Raw genomic sequence first — 15,570 nt, 5'->3', positions numbered from 1 at the left:
TCGCTTAGCTACAGCAGGTGCCAAATTCCCCCGCCAGGTCATTGACGCGCTCGCGCAGGTCATCGCGCAGCTTGTCCATGCGGGCATCGCCCTTGGCCCCAAAGACTGAAGGGTCGATGATGTTCCAGCGCACATATTTGACGCCTTCGAGTTCAGGGGTAGCCGCGTCCCCCACCGTGACCACCACATCAGCTGAACGCTGCATGTCGTCGGTCAACTGGGTGGGTGTTTTGGAGGCCATGTCCGCTCCAATCTTCGCCAGGGAGGCAGCCGCCTGCCCGTTCACGGTATCAGCGGGGGTAAGGCCTGCTGAGATAGCGGTAAAGACGTGGGGCACGTCCAGGGTTGCCAGCGCGGCAGCCATCTGAGACTTGCCGCCGTTGGTGTTGCAAACAAAAAGTACGGTGGGGTGAGTATGTGCCATAGGGGCTAGTCTACGCGGTTGGGTAGCAGGGCGGGAGCCCACCGAATCGACTCAGTCCGTCCAGGTTCTCCCTGACCTGGAATAATCTGCTGGCTCAAAAGGCAGGACCGCCCTGCCTCAAAAGCTCCAGTGAAGCAAGAACCTCACTGGCCGCGTGAATGGGGGTGAAGTCAGCGTAGTCAACGATGACGTTCAAGCCCATATCCTTGAAGTCGCTGATGTTTTCAGCGGCTCCTACTATCACGTTAACAACGGCTTCGCCGTCACCAGCCCTGCCATGTCACGTGTCACAATAGAGTTATGAGTGAAACTGACCTAGCCCGGCGCATCTACGGTATCTTTGAGTCACCTCTTGGAGGCATGTATCTGGTTGCTGAAAACGAAGCAATCACTGGTGCTTACTTTGAAGGTCAGGCGCACTTTCCCATGGCTCGTGATTTAGGCAAACGCAAAGACCTCACCGACCACCCGGTCTTGGAGCAGGCAGCCCGAGAACTCGCAGAATACTTCGCTTGCACCCGCACCGCCTTTGAGGTCACTTTGCACCCTGAAGGCACCGACTTTCAGCTAGCGGTGTGGGAACATCTCAAGGGCACCGCTTACGGTTACACCACCACCTACGGAGCTATTAGCAAGGTGGTGGGCCCGCATGCACCTGCGCAGGCGGTTGGCCAGGCAGTGGGCCGCAATAAGTGCTCCATCTTCATACCCTGCCACCGCGTTCTATCAGCTGATGGTAAGTTGACCGGTTACGCCGGTGGGCTGGACCGCAAAGAATTTCTGCTGAATTTAGAATCCCCTTCAGCGGAAGAAAAGGGTCAGCTCTTCTAGTGGTCGATGCTCTCTTCACCGACAGCCTCTTGCCCCGCCAGCCGCAGGAGCTGGCACCCGGCGTCATTCACCTGCCCGGCTGGCTCACTGTTGAGCAGCAGGATTTTCTGGTTGCTCAGTTCCACCGCTGGGGTGCTGGCAGCATACCGCCCCACCACCCCGAAATTTACGGCAAGAAAATGTCGGTTAAGCTCACCTCCCTCGGCTGGCACTGGAGCAACTACAGCTACAGCCGGTTAGCACCAGAATTTGGCGGACGCGCACCAGCCCCGGTGCCAGATTGGCTAGTGGGAGTTGGCAGAAAGGCACTACAGGACGCCTATAGTAGCTCCCACGCCAGCTCGTGGCCCCAGCTTTCCGAGCCTGAATTAGCAACGTGGGCTGGTACCTACAGCCCAGATATGGCACTTATCAATTACTACGCACCGGGAACGTCCATGGGCATGCACCAGGACAAAGAGGAGCGTTCCAGCGCCCCGGTCGTCTCGCTTTCCATTGGCCAGACGGCGCTGTTCAGAGCGGGCAATACCGAAACAAAAACGAGGCCCTACCAAGATATTCTGCTTGCTTCCGGTGACCTTCTGGTCTTTGGCGGGCCCAGCCGTTTCATGTATCACGGGGTACCAAAACTTCTGGAGGGCACTACCCCATCCGGCTGCTTGCTACCGGAGGGGCGCATCAACATCACGCTGCGCGTTACTGGCCTGCACGTATCGGAGAAACAAGCTTAGAGTTTTCAAAGGGCAGAAGGAGAATGAAATATGAGCACACCGGGTAACGATGGGCTGGTTCGGCCAAACTGGGCTGAAGCCGATGAGCTGATGCGGCTCTACTACGATACCGAGTGGGGCATGCCGGTCACCGATGAGCGCGGTGTCTTTGAGCGGCTCTGTTTAGAGGGTTTCCAGGCAGGGCTCTCCTGGCGCACGATTCTTACGAAAAGAGATGCCTTCAGGGAACTTTTTTCCGGTTTTGAGCCCGAGCAGGTAGCAGCTCTCACTGATGAGGACGTAGAACGGTTAGCTAGCGACTCCAGAATCATTCGCCACCGGGGTAAGATTCGGGCAGCTAGATCCAATGCGAGAGCCACGCTCAGGTTACGCGACCTAACTTCTCTTCAAAAACCGGATGGCAGCAGTATTTCCTTACAGACCAGTGTGCTGGCTAACGGCCTGCAGGTAGCGCCAGGTTTGCCCGCCCTCATCTGGTCTTTTCAGCCCTCCAGCACGTATAAGCCCCACGCTGTTTCTGACATACCTACACACAGCAACACTTCGACTCAACTGGCAAAGATCCTCAAACAGCAAGGGTTCTCATTCATTGGCCCTACCAGTGCTTTTGCCCTCATGGAAGCCATCGGCCTGGTCGATACCCACCTGCTGACCTCCCATAGACGCGGCTCGTCAGAGCTGTGGGAACCGGGCGGGCAAGCACGTTAGACTGGTGTAAACACTGAAAGGCTAAGAATGCACCTGCTGCAGTATGCGCAGAAAACCTTCGCTATCCCCCTAGACGAGCTGCCCTTGACCGAAGCCGATCTTTGTCTGCTCAACGAGTTAGCCTACCTCCCCTTGGACGATATCGCAGAGGACCATCGCGGCTTTGCCCGGGGCATCTCAGCAGCCCAGATTTATCAGGAGTTCGTCACCGACAGCACGCTACGGACCAACTGGTTTCTTGCTACCAACCAGCGTCTGCAACTGCTCAAGATGGTAGCCACTTCACCCCGTTTTGCTGCCCTACGTTTCTTCCATTACCGGGCACATTTAGACGCCACAGAACAGGTTCAGTTTGCGGCGCTCACCCTGGTTGTTCCGGGAGTCTTCAGGCAGGTCGTGTTTCGAGGAACCGATGATTCCCTGGTCGGGTGGAAAGAGGACTTCCATCTGGCAGCGCAGAAGGAAATCCCCTCCCAGCTGTTAGCGGTCAATTATTTGGAAGATAACCTCAAGCAGGCTGCCTCCACCCCCATCTATGTGACCGGCCATTCTAAGGGCGGGCATCTTGCCGTGTTCGCTACTGCTGCCCAGCCGCAGGAGCTAGAAAGACGGGTGGAAAGCGTCCTCGCCTTTGATGCCCCCGGCTTCACCGAAGCTTTTCTGAAAAACCCGGGGTATCTGCGCCTGCTCCCCAAAATCAGGGACTTTATACCCGAGGACAGCATCGTGGGCCGGCTCATGTTCCGCAAAACCCAGCAAGAGGTGGTAGCAAGCGGCGGCATCGGGCTCATGCAACATTCCGTCTTTTTCTGGCAGGTCGATGAGACGGGCACCTTCAAACATAAGGACGCCACTACCAGTGCCAGCGAGCGCGTGGCGAAGGTGACCGGTGAGTGGCTCACCCGACATGCACCGGAGGATATCGAAAAGGTGGTGGATGTGTGTTTCGATCTTGCCATGGGTGAAGGCTATGGCAGCCTGCTCGATATTGGGATTAAGGTGCTCCCCTTCATCCAGCTCATGCGGGCCAAGACCGCGGAGCTTGAGCCGGAGACCGCTGAACTGGTGAGCCGGTTAGCGGATGACTATGTGCAGCTGTGGAAGGAACAGAAGAAGGCTGAAAGGCAGCAAATTAAAGAGGGCCGGGCTATACCGGCCTGGCTAGCCGCCCCACCTAAGTTCCCTCAAAAACTCCTGATGCAGCAAGCAACAAAAACCGGTGTGCCACTGAGCTTACAAAAACTACTGGAACGAGACGCTGCACCGGCAGAGAAAAAGCCAGGTGCCTAGCGGGTTGCTAGGCACCCGGTCATTGACGACGCTCGGCGGTACCGCTGTGTTCAAGGGTTTATCTCCCCGAGGGTTTACTCCCCTACGCGACGCTGACGCGCACGCCGGTGCTGGGACGGGTCAGTAGCTGGGTCATGCTGAAGGTGGTGTCATCGGCTTCCTGGGCGATGATCACGTTGTCTGCTGAGAGCGCTGCGATGGTAGAGGACAGAGCCGCCACGGCGATTTTCTCGCCGGGGCAACGGTGTCCGTCCTGTACGCTGCCGCCACCCTGGGGTAAAAAGCCCTTGACCTGCTCGTAGTCCTCAATATCCAAAAAACGCTGGGGGTTGAACTCGCTGGGGTTCTCCCAGACCTTGGGTGAAGTGTGGGTTCCCAGGATGTCCATGAGTACGCGCTGCCCCTTCTGAACGGGGCAGCCCGAGACCTCGGCGTCCTTAGTGACAAAGCCAGGTAGCATGGGCACGAAGGGGTAGACTCGTCGGGTTTCCTGGGCAAAGGCAGTGGCAATCGGCAGGTTGATGAGGCGGCCGCCGTTTTCTTCAACCTCAGCCTTCACCTTCTGCGCCCACTCTGGGTTCTGTACCAGAGCCACGGCAGCAAATGCAGCGAAGCGAGAGACAGCCACGGTGGGGCGGGTCAGGTTTTGCAGCTCGATACCGGCTAACTTAGCGGAAACCAGCTCGCCGTTTTCATCGCGCAAATCAGCCATGTGTTGCACAACGGAGTCGGCGTCAACGGTGGTGGCACCTGAGCGCACACCCTCAATGAGCGCTTCAGCCCACTTATCCAGTTTCTTGCGGTCAATCCAGGCCAGAACGTTCTGCTTAACCTCACCGAAAGTATCTAGCAGGTGGCTCATCTGGGTGGCGCGCTTATTCAGTTCTTCATCGGATGCCGGTACGCCGGCCCAGCGGAAGGCTGCACGGCCGTAGGCTACGGCAACATCATCGTAGACGTTCCCTGGCTTAGTCTTCCAGCGCTCGATGACGGCCTTCATTTCTTCTTCTACGTACTCGCGGAAGGCATCTACTCGGGTGTCCTCGTAGGCCATGGCTACCATGGCTGCCTTGCGCACCTTGTGGGCTTCGCCATCCAGGGTGTGCACGGCGCCTTCACCAAAGAGAGGGCCCTGCACTAAGGAGGGCATAGCACCATCGCGTTTAATGATGCTCTCATCATAGAAGAAATCCACGGCGTCCTCACCGCGAATGATGGTTGCCTTGCCGCCCAGGGCATTGATGGTAACTGGGCAGTGCGAATCAGCTGGCAGACCTGCCTTGCTGCGCTGACGGGAAGCAAAGAGATAGCCGTCCTTGAAAAAGGTAAGAAGCTGGTCTTTGAGGGGGTTTTGCTTAATGGTGATGCTCATACAAAAAGTCTACTTTCTTTTGTAGGTTTAGAGCGCACCCTCACCTTCGTGTTACTTGTGAGTAATTTGTCTTTGCCGTTCAATTTAATCTTCAATTTTTTATGAAGTGCGAAGAGCAACAATTAAACAGTCATCGATGGTTGCGGGGGCACCATCTGCGCTAAAAATGTCACGGGTGATGAGTTCAGCGCGCACCACCTCCCAGCCCTCAGCGTCCAAACCTAGGTTGCGTCGTTCGTCCTCTGGGGTAATAAAGTGACCGGGGATTTCACCTTTGTACCAGCTAGGTGGCGACGCGTGGGAAATAAGCACTAGGTGACCGCCGGGCACTAATTGACCGGCAGCCTTTTTAACAATTTCATCCCGAGCCAAAAAGACCGGGGATTGAAAGAAACTCGCGGTAACCAGATGAAAGGTTTCTTCCTCAGCAGGCTGCCAGTCTTGCGCGTTGTGCGCCCTAAAGTGAGCCCTTTCTACCAGTCCCCTAGCTTGAGCTTCTGCCCGGGCGCGCTCAACCGCTATATTAGAGATTTCAAACCCGGTGGCCTGCCATCCCTGCTCTGCCATCCAGAGGACATCCCCACCTTCACCACATCCCAGATCAAGAGACCGGCCAGGTGGTAGCTCTGAAACAACAGCAGCCAGCGTCTGATTGACTTTCCCGGACCAGACTTGCTCTTTGGACGAGTACAGCCCGTTCCAAAATTCTAGAGGGTTTTCATGGGGGTCTACATCGAGCACGAGGTTTCCTTTCTGGGGTTTACTATCGGGTTCTAGCTTATCCCGCGCCACCCCCGCTCATCCCACTATTGAGAATAATTCGCAGTAGGCATACAAAAGAGGACGCCAGTCGCCTGCCCCGCCCAAGCGAAGCCGGCACCGGCGTCCTCACATGTTCTTCTTTAGAAGTACTAGGCTGGCATGATCATCGAGAGCACGAAAACCCAGAGGCAGAGAATTACAAGGAGAACTAAGGAGACTTTGATAGCTGCGTTAGTAATCTTTGATTCCTGCCCAGCCATGTTCACTGAAGCTGCCGCAATGGCAATAGACTGCGGCGAAACAATCTTCGCCATCACCCCACCGGCCGTATTAGCAGCCACCAGCAGCGAGGGGCTGGCGCCAATCTGGGAGGCAGTGGTCGCCTGAAGACCTGCAAAAAGAGTGTTGTTATTGACCACTGATCCGGTCACAAACACACCAATCCAACCGATGACAGGTGAGAGCAGCGGGAAAACGGAACCAACAGCTGCCAGCGCTAGCGCCAGAGCAGAGGACATGCCGCCGAAGTTCATGACATTAGCAACCGCCATCACCAGGCAGATCATGAGAATCGGCTTCCAGAGCTGCTTCCAGGCACCACCGAGTTCTTCGAAGGCGGCCTTCCAGCTGATGTTAGAGATCAGAATAGTTATCAGTGCCGCGAAGAGAATAGCTGTACCCGATGCCGCAAAGCTGTTCCAGTTCCAGACAGCCTTCATGGGGGTTTCTTGAGCAACAATTGGGGCGACCTGGGAGATAGCACCGTGCAGGTTGGGCATCTGAACGGGAACGGTTGTCCAGTTCAACAGACCCGCAGCGGTGGTATCGGTGGCGGGGCGTACGAGAGTCTTGATGGTGGGTGTGCTCCACAGCAGAATCATGGCAGAAAGGATAATGAAGGGGCTCCAGGCCTTGAAGATTCCAGTTAAGCTAAACCCGGCAGGGTTACTCCCCAGCTCTTCGAGGCTGGGGGCGCCGGGCTCACGGTAAATATAGGCAGGCTGCCACTTCATCATAATGAGAGCAAGAAGGACCAAGCCCAAGAGGTAGGGAATAATATCAGCCAGCTCAGGCCCCAGAGCTACCAGGACGCCAGACTGAACAGCCGAAACAACCACGCCCAGCCCCAGAGCAAGAAGACCGGTCTGCTTCAGGCCACGCAAACCGTCCAGCATCATGACCAAAAGGACGGGGATAAAGGCAGAAATAATCTGCAAAACCCACACCATCATGCCGTTAAGGTCGGCCTGGGGCACCCCTGAAACGGTTGAGCCGGTCAGCACAGGGATACCGATAGCACCATAGGCGCCGGAAGCTACGTTAGAGACCAGAGCGACCAGGCAAGCCTTGACTGGCTCAAAGCCTAGAGTTACCAGCAGGGCGGCGCAAATCGCGATGGGGATACCAAAGCCAGCCGCCCCTTCGAGAAAACCGCCGAAGCAGAAGGCAATAAGGAGCACCTGAATACGCTGATCAGCTGAAATCGCTGAGACCGAGCTACGGATAACCTCAAAGTTACCGGCGCGTACGGTGATGCGGTAGAGCCAAACAGCCATGAGTACGATCCATCCAATGGGCCACATACCCGAGAGGAATCCGTAACCGATAGCAGAAAGGGAAGACGCCGCGGGCATGCCAAAAACGAAAATGGCTAGAAGCACTGCTGATGCTAGCGACACTAATGCTGCGTGGAGGCCTTTCATCTTGAGCACGGTAAGACCGAGCAAGAAAATAAGGATGGGAATGGAGGCTACGAGAGCTGAGAGAGCCTGATTATTCAGTGGGTCATAGACCTGCTGCCACATGTGGGTAGGTTTCCTTTTCTAGGAGCAACGTGTCGTTCTTGGGTAATAGCGTGTGTGCCTGGGACACCTTCATCTCCTAAATTACCACTTATTCCAACATAAAATACGAATAAAACAACACATACAGTCCTGCGATAACTGCTTTAAATTATGAAGATTCGGCACCCCCTCCACCCCCATTGAACTGACACTCCAACGATTGTTCATTAACACAAGTCAAAGCCATATTTTAGGGATAGCGCGCACCAATATGACCACCTTTTGGAGCTCTTGCACCCTAAGTCAATGTTCTTCGTCTCATTTCCAGGAGCAGATTCAGGTAGTCGGTAATGAAGACCAAAAGCAACACAAAACCATATCCGCGCTATTCTTCTCTAACCTAATATCCATCTAAGCTTCAGCTATACAAGCGTGTCTTGACCAGCCAAAGCAGTAAACTCAGTTTTATATCCTTCCGTTTACTAGAGCCTACCTCCTCACGGGCTCACCTCACTCACATATCAAGGAAACTCTGATGATCTCTCCCTCTAAGAAACACCTTTGGAAGGCACCAGCGCTGGCCGCATCTGCCTCCCTTATCATCAGTCCAATGATGGCTATACCCGCTTTCGCTGCGGAGACCACCAGTATCGCTGCCATCCAGGGTACCGGGGTTGCCAGCCCATTGGTCAACCAAACTGTCACCACCCGCGGTGTAGTAACCGCTGTCTACAACCAGGGTGACCTGAGAGGTTACTTTATTCAGACGCAGGGTACCGGAGCGACAGGCACCACGGAAGGTGCTTCAGATGCGATTTTCATCTACTCACCCAACACCGTAGCTCAGGTCAGCCACGGCCAGTTCGTGGAGGTCACCGGCACCGTCTCAGAGTATTTTGGTCAAACTCAAATTACTGTAAACAGCCCAGCTCAGTTGCTCGTTCTAGCAGAACCTTTCTCACCGGTTACTCCGCTGGCTATCCCGCTGCCTGAGGACGAAACACAGCGTGAAGCACTTGAAGGTATGCTCTTGCAGCCCAACGGACCCATTACTGTCACCGATAACTACAACACCAACCGCTACGGTGAAATTGGCTTGGTCAACGGCACCCAGCCCCTGCGTACCGCTACCGATGTTGTAGCCCCGGGCGAAGCTGCTCTGGCCTATGAAGCCGAGAATGCTGCTAAGGCATTCGTTTTAGATGACGGAGCCACCACAGACTACACACGCAGTAATAAGGACACCCCCCTGCCCTACCTCAACACCAGTGACCCTTTGCGAGTCGGTGCGCAGGTGACCTTCAATAACCCTGTTGTGCTCTCCTACTCACACCAGATGTGGCGCCTTCAGCCCACCAGCCGCGTTACCGGTGATACTGACCCGGCATCGCTACCGGCGTCCTGGTCCAATACCCGCTACGAGGCACCGATCCTGGGGAGCCGTCAAACAGCATCCAGCTTCAACGTGTTGAACTACTTCACCACCGTGGGTGACACTGTAGCTGGTTGCAAGTTCTATACGGACCGAGAGAATAACCCGATTACGGTGAGTGGTAGCTGCGCGGTGCGCGGCGCTGCCACTCTTGCCAGCTTTGAACGGCAAGAATCCAAGATCGTTAAGGCAATCAACAAGATTAACACCTCGGTGCTCTCCCTGGAAGAGATTGAGAATAGTCTAGCCACCGGCGGCACCGATAGGGACGCCGCCCTCAACGCCCTGGTCACGGCTCTCAACGAAGATGCGGGTTACGAAAAATGGGCCGCTGTGCCCTCCCCCTCCCAGCTCCCAGCTTCAGAGGACGTCATCCGCACAGCCTTTATCTACCAGCCAGCTCAGGTCAGGACCGTCGGTGAATCAGTGATTTATGATGATCCCGCCTTCAGCAATGCCCGCCAGCCCCTGGCTCAGGCTTTCGCTCCCGTCGATTCTCAAGAGGACCACGGCTCCGAGGTGTTTGTAGCTATCGTCAACCACTTCAAATCAAAAGGCTCAGGTAGCGGTGAGAACGCTGATCAGAATGACGGCCAAGGCGCCTCCAACGCTTCACGTATGGCTCAGGCTGCTGCGCTGGTTGACTTCGCACACGGCCAACGCGAAGCCGTGGCTACCGACAACGTAATGCTTCTGGGAGACTTCAACTCCTATACCGAGGAAGATCCTATGCAGGTTCTTTACGAGGCGGGTTACACCAACCTGGGTAAGAAGTTTAATGCTGGTAACACTTACCTATTCGACGGCAGAGTAGGCTCCATAGACCATATCCTGGCTTCACCAGAGCTCACCGAGAAGGTTGAATCAGCACAGGTGTGGAACATCAACTCGGTGGAGCCAATCGCCCACGAATACAGCCGCTACAACTACAACATCACCAATCTCTATGAAGAGAACGAGTTCCGCTCCTCGGACCACGATCCCCTCCTCGTAGAGATGAACATTTACCCGCATGATGCCATAATGTTCACCGACGTATCTGAGGGCGATCCTTTCTATCAAGAAATTGAGTGGATGGCTCAGCAGGGCATTACCACAGGCTGGATTGAAAAAGATGGCACCCATACCTTCCGCCCCAAGGAGGGTATACAGCGAGATGCTATGGCAGCCTACTTCTACCGTCTTGCTGGTTCACCCGATGTCCAGTTGCCGTCGCAGCCTTCTTTCTCCGATGTTCCCACCACCCACCCCTTCTACAAAGAAATCGAGTGGATGAAGACAGAAGGTCTCGCTAACGGTTGGTCTGATGGAACCTTCCGCCCCTCATCAGAAATCACCCGTGAAGCAACCGCGGCATTCTTCTATCGGTACGCAGGTAGTCCTGACTACCAGGTTCCAGCTCATTCTGGGTTTTCCGATATTAGCCCCTCCCACTACTTCTACAAAGAAATTACATGGCTCCACTCAACAGGTATCACCAATGGATGGGTTGAAGCTGACGGCTCAAAGACTTACCGCCCCTACACCTCAGTCAGTCGTGAAGCAACCGCGGCCTTTATCTACCGCTACTCACACGAGGTAGAGAAGAAAGACTAGCGTAAATTAACTTGGTGCTAAGGGGGTAGACCTATTGGGGTCTGCCCCCTTAGTTTTGCCTGGTCAACAAAATTAAGGTCATAGTTTGACCCACATGCCGGGCTTATTATCATGAGCTGAAGCCAAATCTTCAAGTGTGCGCTTTAGGCTGGTGACTCTAATGCCGGGTAGAAAGACGGTGGTATCAGTAGGCATATGAAGCCTCCCGTGATGAACTTTTAGCCCCTGGGACCGCACTCTGTGTGCAATATAAAGGTGCACGTGCTCAGGGACGCTTTTCGTGGGCAAACCGTGGATAAGAGCAGCTGTTTGGTGGGAAAAAATTGCTCCCGGAAGTGTGTCGGCTAGCCCGATGATACGCGCCAGATACTGCTCTTCTTCGGTGAGCTGAGACCAATAACGAGTACGCATGTATTTGCCCCGCGTCAAGCGTTGATAAACGCCCCGCCCCAGTCTGGATTCAAAGGAATACCTACCACCCAGCTCCTCGAGAAGGTCTGTGTAATCAAGAATATTGTCTGAAATATCTTTGAGCTTAGTCATGACAGAAGATTAGCCAGTCTCAGCGAAGACAGGGGCTGCATCGCTATCCTGTGGATTACGCGATGCTGCCCCTACCAGTGAGTGTACTGATGTTGCCAGCCGACTGGTGAAAAGAAGATGGCTTGATGACTAGCCCAAGCGAGTTATCAACAGTTCTTCTTCACCATCTGGGTTATAGCACGGTACGAAGTTTAGCCACGATAGGCTACTCCAGTCAGCGGAGTGGTTTGAAAGTTCCACAGGGTCACCTTGCGCACCCTGATCTCGCTCCGTAATGCAGTGCGAGACGTGGGGTAGCCTCCCCAGTTGCCTCCTGCCTGCAGACAGATACGCAGATCAAAGGGGGTACGAGCTGGGTAGGCAGCACCCCAGGCTTTAGGCCTATCAGCACGAGTGATACGGTGGATTTCTTTACGATCCAGATAAATGATGATTTCCTGATCGCTCTTGAACATCCCATAGGTGTGAAAAGTGGTGCTCAAGGGCTTTTCAGTGTCCGGGCTAAGTTTGCTGGAGTGACGGTAGTCAGCAGTTCTAGATAGCGTGCGGTTCTGAGTAAAGTGAACCGTTGAAGTGAACCCCTCAGCCCTTGAATGGCGGGTCTCGGCGCCCTCGTGACCAAAAGCCTCTGCAGGGTCGATCTCACCGCCGATGCCAGCTGCGAAGGGGCGAGACCAGATGCCGCTCCATACACCGGCACTAATGTGAGGAGCTGTAGGCAGCATTGCCTCCACCTCATAGGCTCCATAGGTAATACCGTAGGCCGGTTTGGTTGAAATCCAACCGGTATCCCACCAGCGTTGCGTGACAGGGTCACCGCTAAAGGTACGAGGGCTAGACCGCTTGCTCATGGCAACTACTAGCTCATTATTGCGGACGGAGACCTGGGTGCCGCGGATTACGCCTCGATCGTACTTGACGTAATCATCATGCTTCGCCCCCCAGACATTCCACACATTGTTGTTGATTCCGTTGCGGAAAGTGTCAACGTACACGGGTTTCAATGCGAGTACTGAAGATTTCATTGGAGTCCCCCTGAAAAGTTGGTCGGGTATCGAGAATGGCGAACCCAGCCCATATAATTTTGGCTAAACCGTTTCTTGACCAATGAGGCGCAAAAAAAAGGCGCTCTCACTAGTTTATCTAGTGAGAGAGGCTTTGTCTGTCGCCCTTATTGACCTCTGTTCCAGTAAATATCCAACAGGGGTAGAAACTGAGAACCTGCGCCGGATCAGGGATTCTCGCGCCAGCACTTGAACCACAGGTGCGGACACCTTGTCGGACGACGCTCACCTTCTCATCAACGACCCGAGCTCCCTGCCCGCCGTGGCCACCACTATCGGCGCCATACCGGCCTCTCACACCATCACTGCCTACGATCAACTGCCGCATCCAGATGACGCCGTACTCCTCCAAGACCATCCCGGCCTCATCGTGTATGCGTAGCGCTCGTTCCCTATTCCGTGGGTGTGCCTGACTCCACGGCTGGCAAGGTGCGGTTCTCGGGGTCGAGTCGGAGGCCGAGGGCTTCAGTAATCTCGGCGAGCGAAGCCAGCTGCTCGGGGGTGAGGTGGTCGATGACCAGGGCGCGGGCGGTCGCGAAGTGCCCCGGAGCCGCGGCGATGACCCACTCGTTTCCCGCGGCCGTGAGCCGAACGTTGGTGGCACGCCGATCAGCCGGGCAGTCGAACCGCTCCACCAGGCCGCGTCCTTCTAGGCGCGAACAGACATGGGATAGGCGCGCGAGGGAGGCATTGGTGCCCTGGGCGAGAGCGGTCATCCGCAACGTCGAGTCCGGGGCGAAACGTAGCATCGATAGCACCATGAACTCGAAGTGGGTGAGATTCGAGTCGCGTTGCATCTGAGCGTCGAGAGCCGGTGGCAGCAACTCGATCACTCGGATGAGTCCACGCCATGCCCGGGACTCGAGCTCGTCCATACTTGGCATCTGGCAATCCATGCGAGCAGTCTAACCAACTTTGCTTGTTGCAACAAGTATCCAGTGTTATACTTGACGCTACAAGTATTCTTCTGAATCGGCGGCCCTACTCCCGTCATGGGAGGGTCCCGACGCTTCCACTCGCAGAATGGAACCGGCACGGTCATCGGCGCGCTCGAGGTCCTGGGCGCCATCGTGACCCAAATTCGTCGCGAGGAGCCCCCGCTGTTCCCCACTATTCTCGGCGTGCTGGCCGTTGCCAGCGCAGCGCTCGGGTTCATCGTCCTCACCTATTAAGTCATCAGCAACTAAGGAGATTCCCATGTCGGATTCATTAATCGCCGTCACCGGCGCCACCGGTCACCTCGGCGGCCTCGTCGTCGACAAACTGCTCGAGTCCCGACCGGCGGCAAGCCTAGTCGCGATCGTGCGTGACCCGGCGAAAGCGCAGCCCCTAGCAGAGAAGGGTGTGCAGGTGCGCGTCGCCTCGTACGTAGACCGCGCCGCCCTGGAGTCAGCACTGACCGGCGTGGAGACGCTGCTGTTGGTCTCGGGCAGCGAGGTCGACCAACGGGTACCGCAGCACGTCAACGTCATCGACGCCGCTCAGACCGCGGGAGTGGGTCGCGTCGTCTACACCAGCGCATCTAAGGCGACCACGAGCGATCTCGTGCTCGCGCCCGAGCACAAGGCCACCGAGGAATACCTGACCGCGTCAGGACTGGACTACACGATCCTGCGCAACGGCTGGTACACCGAGAACTATCTGCCGCAGGTGGCAACCGCCCGCCAGACCGGAGCCGTTGTCGCGGCGGTCGGCGACGGCCGCGTTGCGAGCGCCTCCCGTCGCGACTATGCCGATGGTGCCGCCGCCGTGCTGGTCGGTGAGGGTCATAGTGGCAAGGTGTACGAGTTCTCCGGAGACCAGGCGTGGGATTACGATGAGCTTGCGGCCACAATCGGGCAGATTATCGGGAAACCTGTTACTTATCAGCGCGTGGATGGGCCGACGCTTGTCGAGATGCTCGTCGGGACTGGGATGCCCGAGGAGGTCGCGCAGTTCATGGCGGCCCTGGATGCGAACATCGCCGATGGTCTCCTCGCGGGCACGACTGGCGAGCTTTCTACGCTCATCGGGCGACCCACCACCAGCCTCAAAGACGGACTCCTCTCCGCACTGGCCTAAACCACCCAGCCAGCGCCCGCCGGCGTTCTATCGCCGGCGGGCGCTGCAACGAGCCTTCACCGCCGCTGATTCAACCACATACTCTTCGAACGCATCGAGGTCGTAATGGACGAAAACGACGACCCTCATCTCCGCGCGATACTCGCACCACCGTTGGATGAACTCTTCAGCGCGCAGCTGAGGGCCATCGGGCGCGTCTAAACGATGCCTCAAAGCGGTGGAGTTGCCTAACGCATTTCGGATCTTATTGGAGCTTATCGCCACTTCTCCAGCCCCGTTCAGCGTGGCAGTGTCCGCAGTATGCAGTGACGCACCTTACTGTGTTCTGTGATACGATCGTTTCCAAGGTCGCGACGCGCACCTGTCGGGCGCATTAGCAACCGCTCTCGGAGAGCAAACCGGCAAACTGTTCAGCGAGCCCAAGATCGAGAAGTTAGACGTCCTGGCCTCTAAGCTCCCCGCCTAAGACCACGAATTCGTCGAGTGTGTCGCTGTGTGATGTTCAAATCGCACAGCGACACACTCGTCACGATGGGGTCACGTTGGTGGCTGCTTGCATTGCGGAAACGAAGTAGCCCGCGAAAAGCACCAACACCTTTGTCCGCGACGTGCTCGCGCGTGCCAGCTGCAACCACGGTCCCGCTAGCGTTGCCCGCACCGGGCCCTAGATTGATCATATGGTTGGACACTGCGATGACACGCATATCGTGCTGCTCTGCCGCGACGACAGTATTACCTGTCTCGACGAGCGTCTGCAGAGGCGCGACCAGATGATCCGTGTCTGCGCAGTGAAGACCCGATGTCGGCTCGGACCCTTCAGGGAATTGTAGACAGCTATCAGCATGAAGCACGCCGTAACGACGCAGAAGCAGAGCGAATGGGTGACGACGGATAGTGCTCTTCTCTTCAATGAAGTCGGATTGCTGGCTGGTGTGCACCATCGGCTCCCGCAGCACTCAATCCACGCCAGAC

At 56.1% G+C, this 15,570-nt stretch carries 15 protein-coding genes; 6 read left to right on the top strand and 9 right to left on the bottom strand.

Annotated elements, in window-relative coordinates; all coding sequences use genetic code 11:
• Positions 1 to 4: 4 nt before the first annotated feature.
• Both M3668_RS05165 and M3668_RS05160 read right to left on the bottom strand, forming a co-directional pair.
• Positions 5 to 424, bottom strand: coding sequence for an arsenate-mycothiol transferase ArsC (locus M3668_RS05165; protein ID WP_251379755.1), 420 nt, complete (start codon positions 422 to 424; stop codon positions 5 to 7).
• A 94-nt stretch (positions 425 to 518) separates the two neighbouring features.
• The gene (locus M3668_RS05160; protein ID WP_251379754.1) at positions 519 to 668 is read right to left on the bottom strand and encodes a hypothetical protein; all 150 of its coding nucleotides are present in this window, start codon (positions 666 to 668) and stop codon (positions 519 to 521) included.
• A 56-nt stretch (positions 669 to 724) separates the two neighbouring features.
• Between M3668_RS05160 and M3668_RS05155 the strand changes: the two genes are divergently transcribed.
• From M3668_RS05155 to M3668_RS05140, 4 genes are read left to right on the top strand one after another with little or no spacing between them, the layout of a single operon-like run.
• Complete coding sequence (locus tag M3668_RS05155) at positions 725 to 1,255, top strand: methylated-DNA--[protein]-cysteine S-methyltransferase (RefSeq protein ID WP_251379753.1); 531 nt, start codon at positions 725 to 727, stop codon at positions 1,253 to 1,255.
• Complete coding sequence (locus M3668_RS05150; RefSeq protein ID WP_251379752.1) at positions 1,255 to 1,986, top strand: alpha-ketoglutarate-dependent dioxygenase AlkB family protein; 732 nt, start codon at positions 1,255 to 1,257, stop codon at positions 1,984 to 1,986. Before M3668_RS05155 ends, M3668_RS05150 begins: the two co-directional genes overlap by 1 nt.
• 30 nt (positions 1,987 to 2,016) lie before the next feature.
• Entirely contained in the window at positions 2,017 to 2,694 is a 678-nt protein-coding gene (locus M3668_RS05145) for a DNA-3-methyladenine glycosylase I (protein ID WP_251379751.1), read from the top strand.
• A gap of 27 nt (positions 2,695 to 2,721) precedes the next feature.
• Positions 2,722 to 3,984 (top strand): Mbeg1-like protein, encoded by a 1,263-nt coding sequence (locus M3668_RS05140; RefSeq protein WP_251379750.1) that lies wholly within the window; start codon positions 2,722 to 2,724, stop codon positions 3,982 to 3,984.
• A gap of 82 nt (positions 3,985 to 4,066) precedes the next feature.
• Here the strand turns inward: M3668_RS05140 and M3668_RS05135 are convergent, their stop codons facing one another.
• The 3 genes from M3668_RS05135 to M3668_RS05125 all read right to left on the bottom strand — a co-directional run bounded on the left by M3668_RS05135 (position 4,067) and on the right by M3668_RS05125 (position 7,923).
• Positions 4,067 to 5,356, bottom strand: a complete 1,290-nt coding sequence (locus M3668_RS05135; protein ID WP_251379749.1) for a cytochrome P450 — start codon at positions 5,354 to 5,356, stop codon at positions 4,067 to 4,069.
• A 99-nt stretch (positions 5,357 to 5,455) separates the two neighbouring features.
• A complete protein-coding gene (locus M3668_RS05130; protein ID WP_251379748.1) occupies positions 5,456 to 6,097 on the bottom strand; it encodes a class I SAM-dependent methyltransferase in 642 nt (213 codons plus the stop codon).
• 170 nt (positions 6,098 to 6,267) lie between these two features.
• Positions 6,268 to 7,923: an L-lactate permease gene (locus tag M3668_RS05125; RefSeq protein WP_251379747.1), complete on the bottom strand. Its 1,656-nt coding sequence runs from the start codon at positions 7,921 to 7,923 to the stop codon at positions 6,268 to 6,270.
• Positions 7,924 to 8,437: 514 nt separating this feature from the next.
• Between M3668_RS05125 and M3668_RS05120 the strand changes: the two genes are divergently transcribed.
• The gene (locus M3668_RS05120) at positions 8,438 to 10,930 is read left to right on the top strand and encodes an ExeM/NucH family extracellular endonuclease (RefSeq protein ID WP_251379746.1); all 2,493 of its coding nucleotides are present in this window, start codon (positions 8,438 to 8,440) and stop codon (positions 10,928 to 10,930) included.
• Between the two features lie 78 nt (positions 10,931 to 11,008).
• On the opposite strand, the gene M3668_RS05115 is transcribed toward M3668_RS05120, so the two are convergent.
• The 4 genes from M3668_RS05115 to M3668_RS05100 all read right to left on the bottom strand — a co-directional run bounded on the left by M3668_RS05115 (position 11,009) and on the right by M3668_RS05100 (position 13,736).
• On the bottom strand, positions 11,009 to 11,473 hold the full coding sequence (locus M3668_RS05115) for a hypothetical protein (protein ID WP_251379745.1): 465 nt from the start codon (positions 11,471 to 11,473) through the stop codon (positions 11,009 to 11,011).
• 191 nt (positions 11,474 to 11,664) lie between these two features.
• On the bottom strand, positions 11,665 to 12,498 hold the full coding sequence (locus M3668_RS05110) for a glycoside hydrolase family 16 protein (RefSeq protein WP_251379744.1): 834 nt from the start codon (positions 12,496 to 12,498) through the stop codon (positions 11,665 to 11,667).
• A gap of 431 nt (positions 12,499 to 12,929) precedes the next feature.
• Entirely contained in the window at positions 12,930 to 13,412 is a 483-nt protein-coding gene (locus M3668_RS05105; protein WP_251379743.1) for a MarR family winged helix-turn-helix transcriptional regulator, read from the bottom strand.
• 78 nt (positions 13,413 to 13,490) lie between these two features.
• Entirely contained in the window at positions 13,491 to 13,736 is a 246-nt protein-coding gene (locus M3668_RS05100) for a hypothetical protein (RefSeq protein WP_251379742.1), read from the bottom strand.
• On the opposite strand from M3668_RS05100, the gene M3668_RS05095 reads away from it, so the two are divergent.
• Entirely contained in the window at positions 13,735 to 14,598 is an 864-nt protein-coding gene (locus M3668_RS05095; RefSeq protein ID WP_251379741.1) for an SDR family oxidoreductase, read from the top strand. The two genes, M3668_RS05100 and M3668_RS05095, sit on opposite strands and share 2 nt — an antisense overlap.
• The last annotated feature ends 972 nt before the right edge of the window (positions 14,599 to 15,570 follow it).

The organism is Rothia sp. P100 (assembly GCF_023712425.1).
GTDB lineage: Bacteria > Actinomycetota > Actinomycetes > Actinomycetales > Micrococcaceae > Rothia > Rothia endophytica.
The sequence above is the reverse complement of the archived record's forward strand: the minus strand, read 5'-3'. Positions and strand labels throughout refer to the sequence as shown.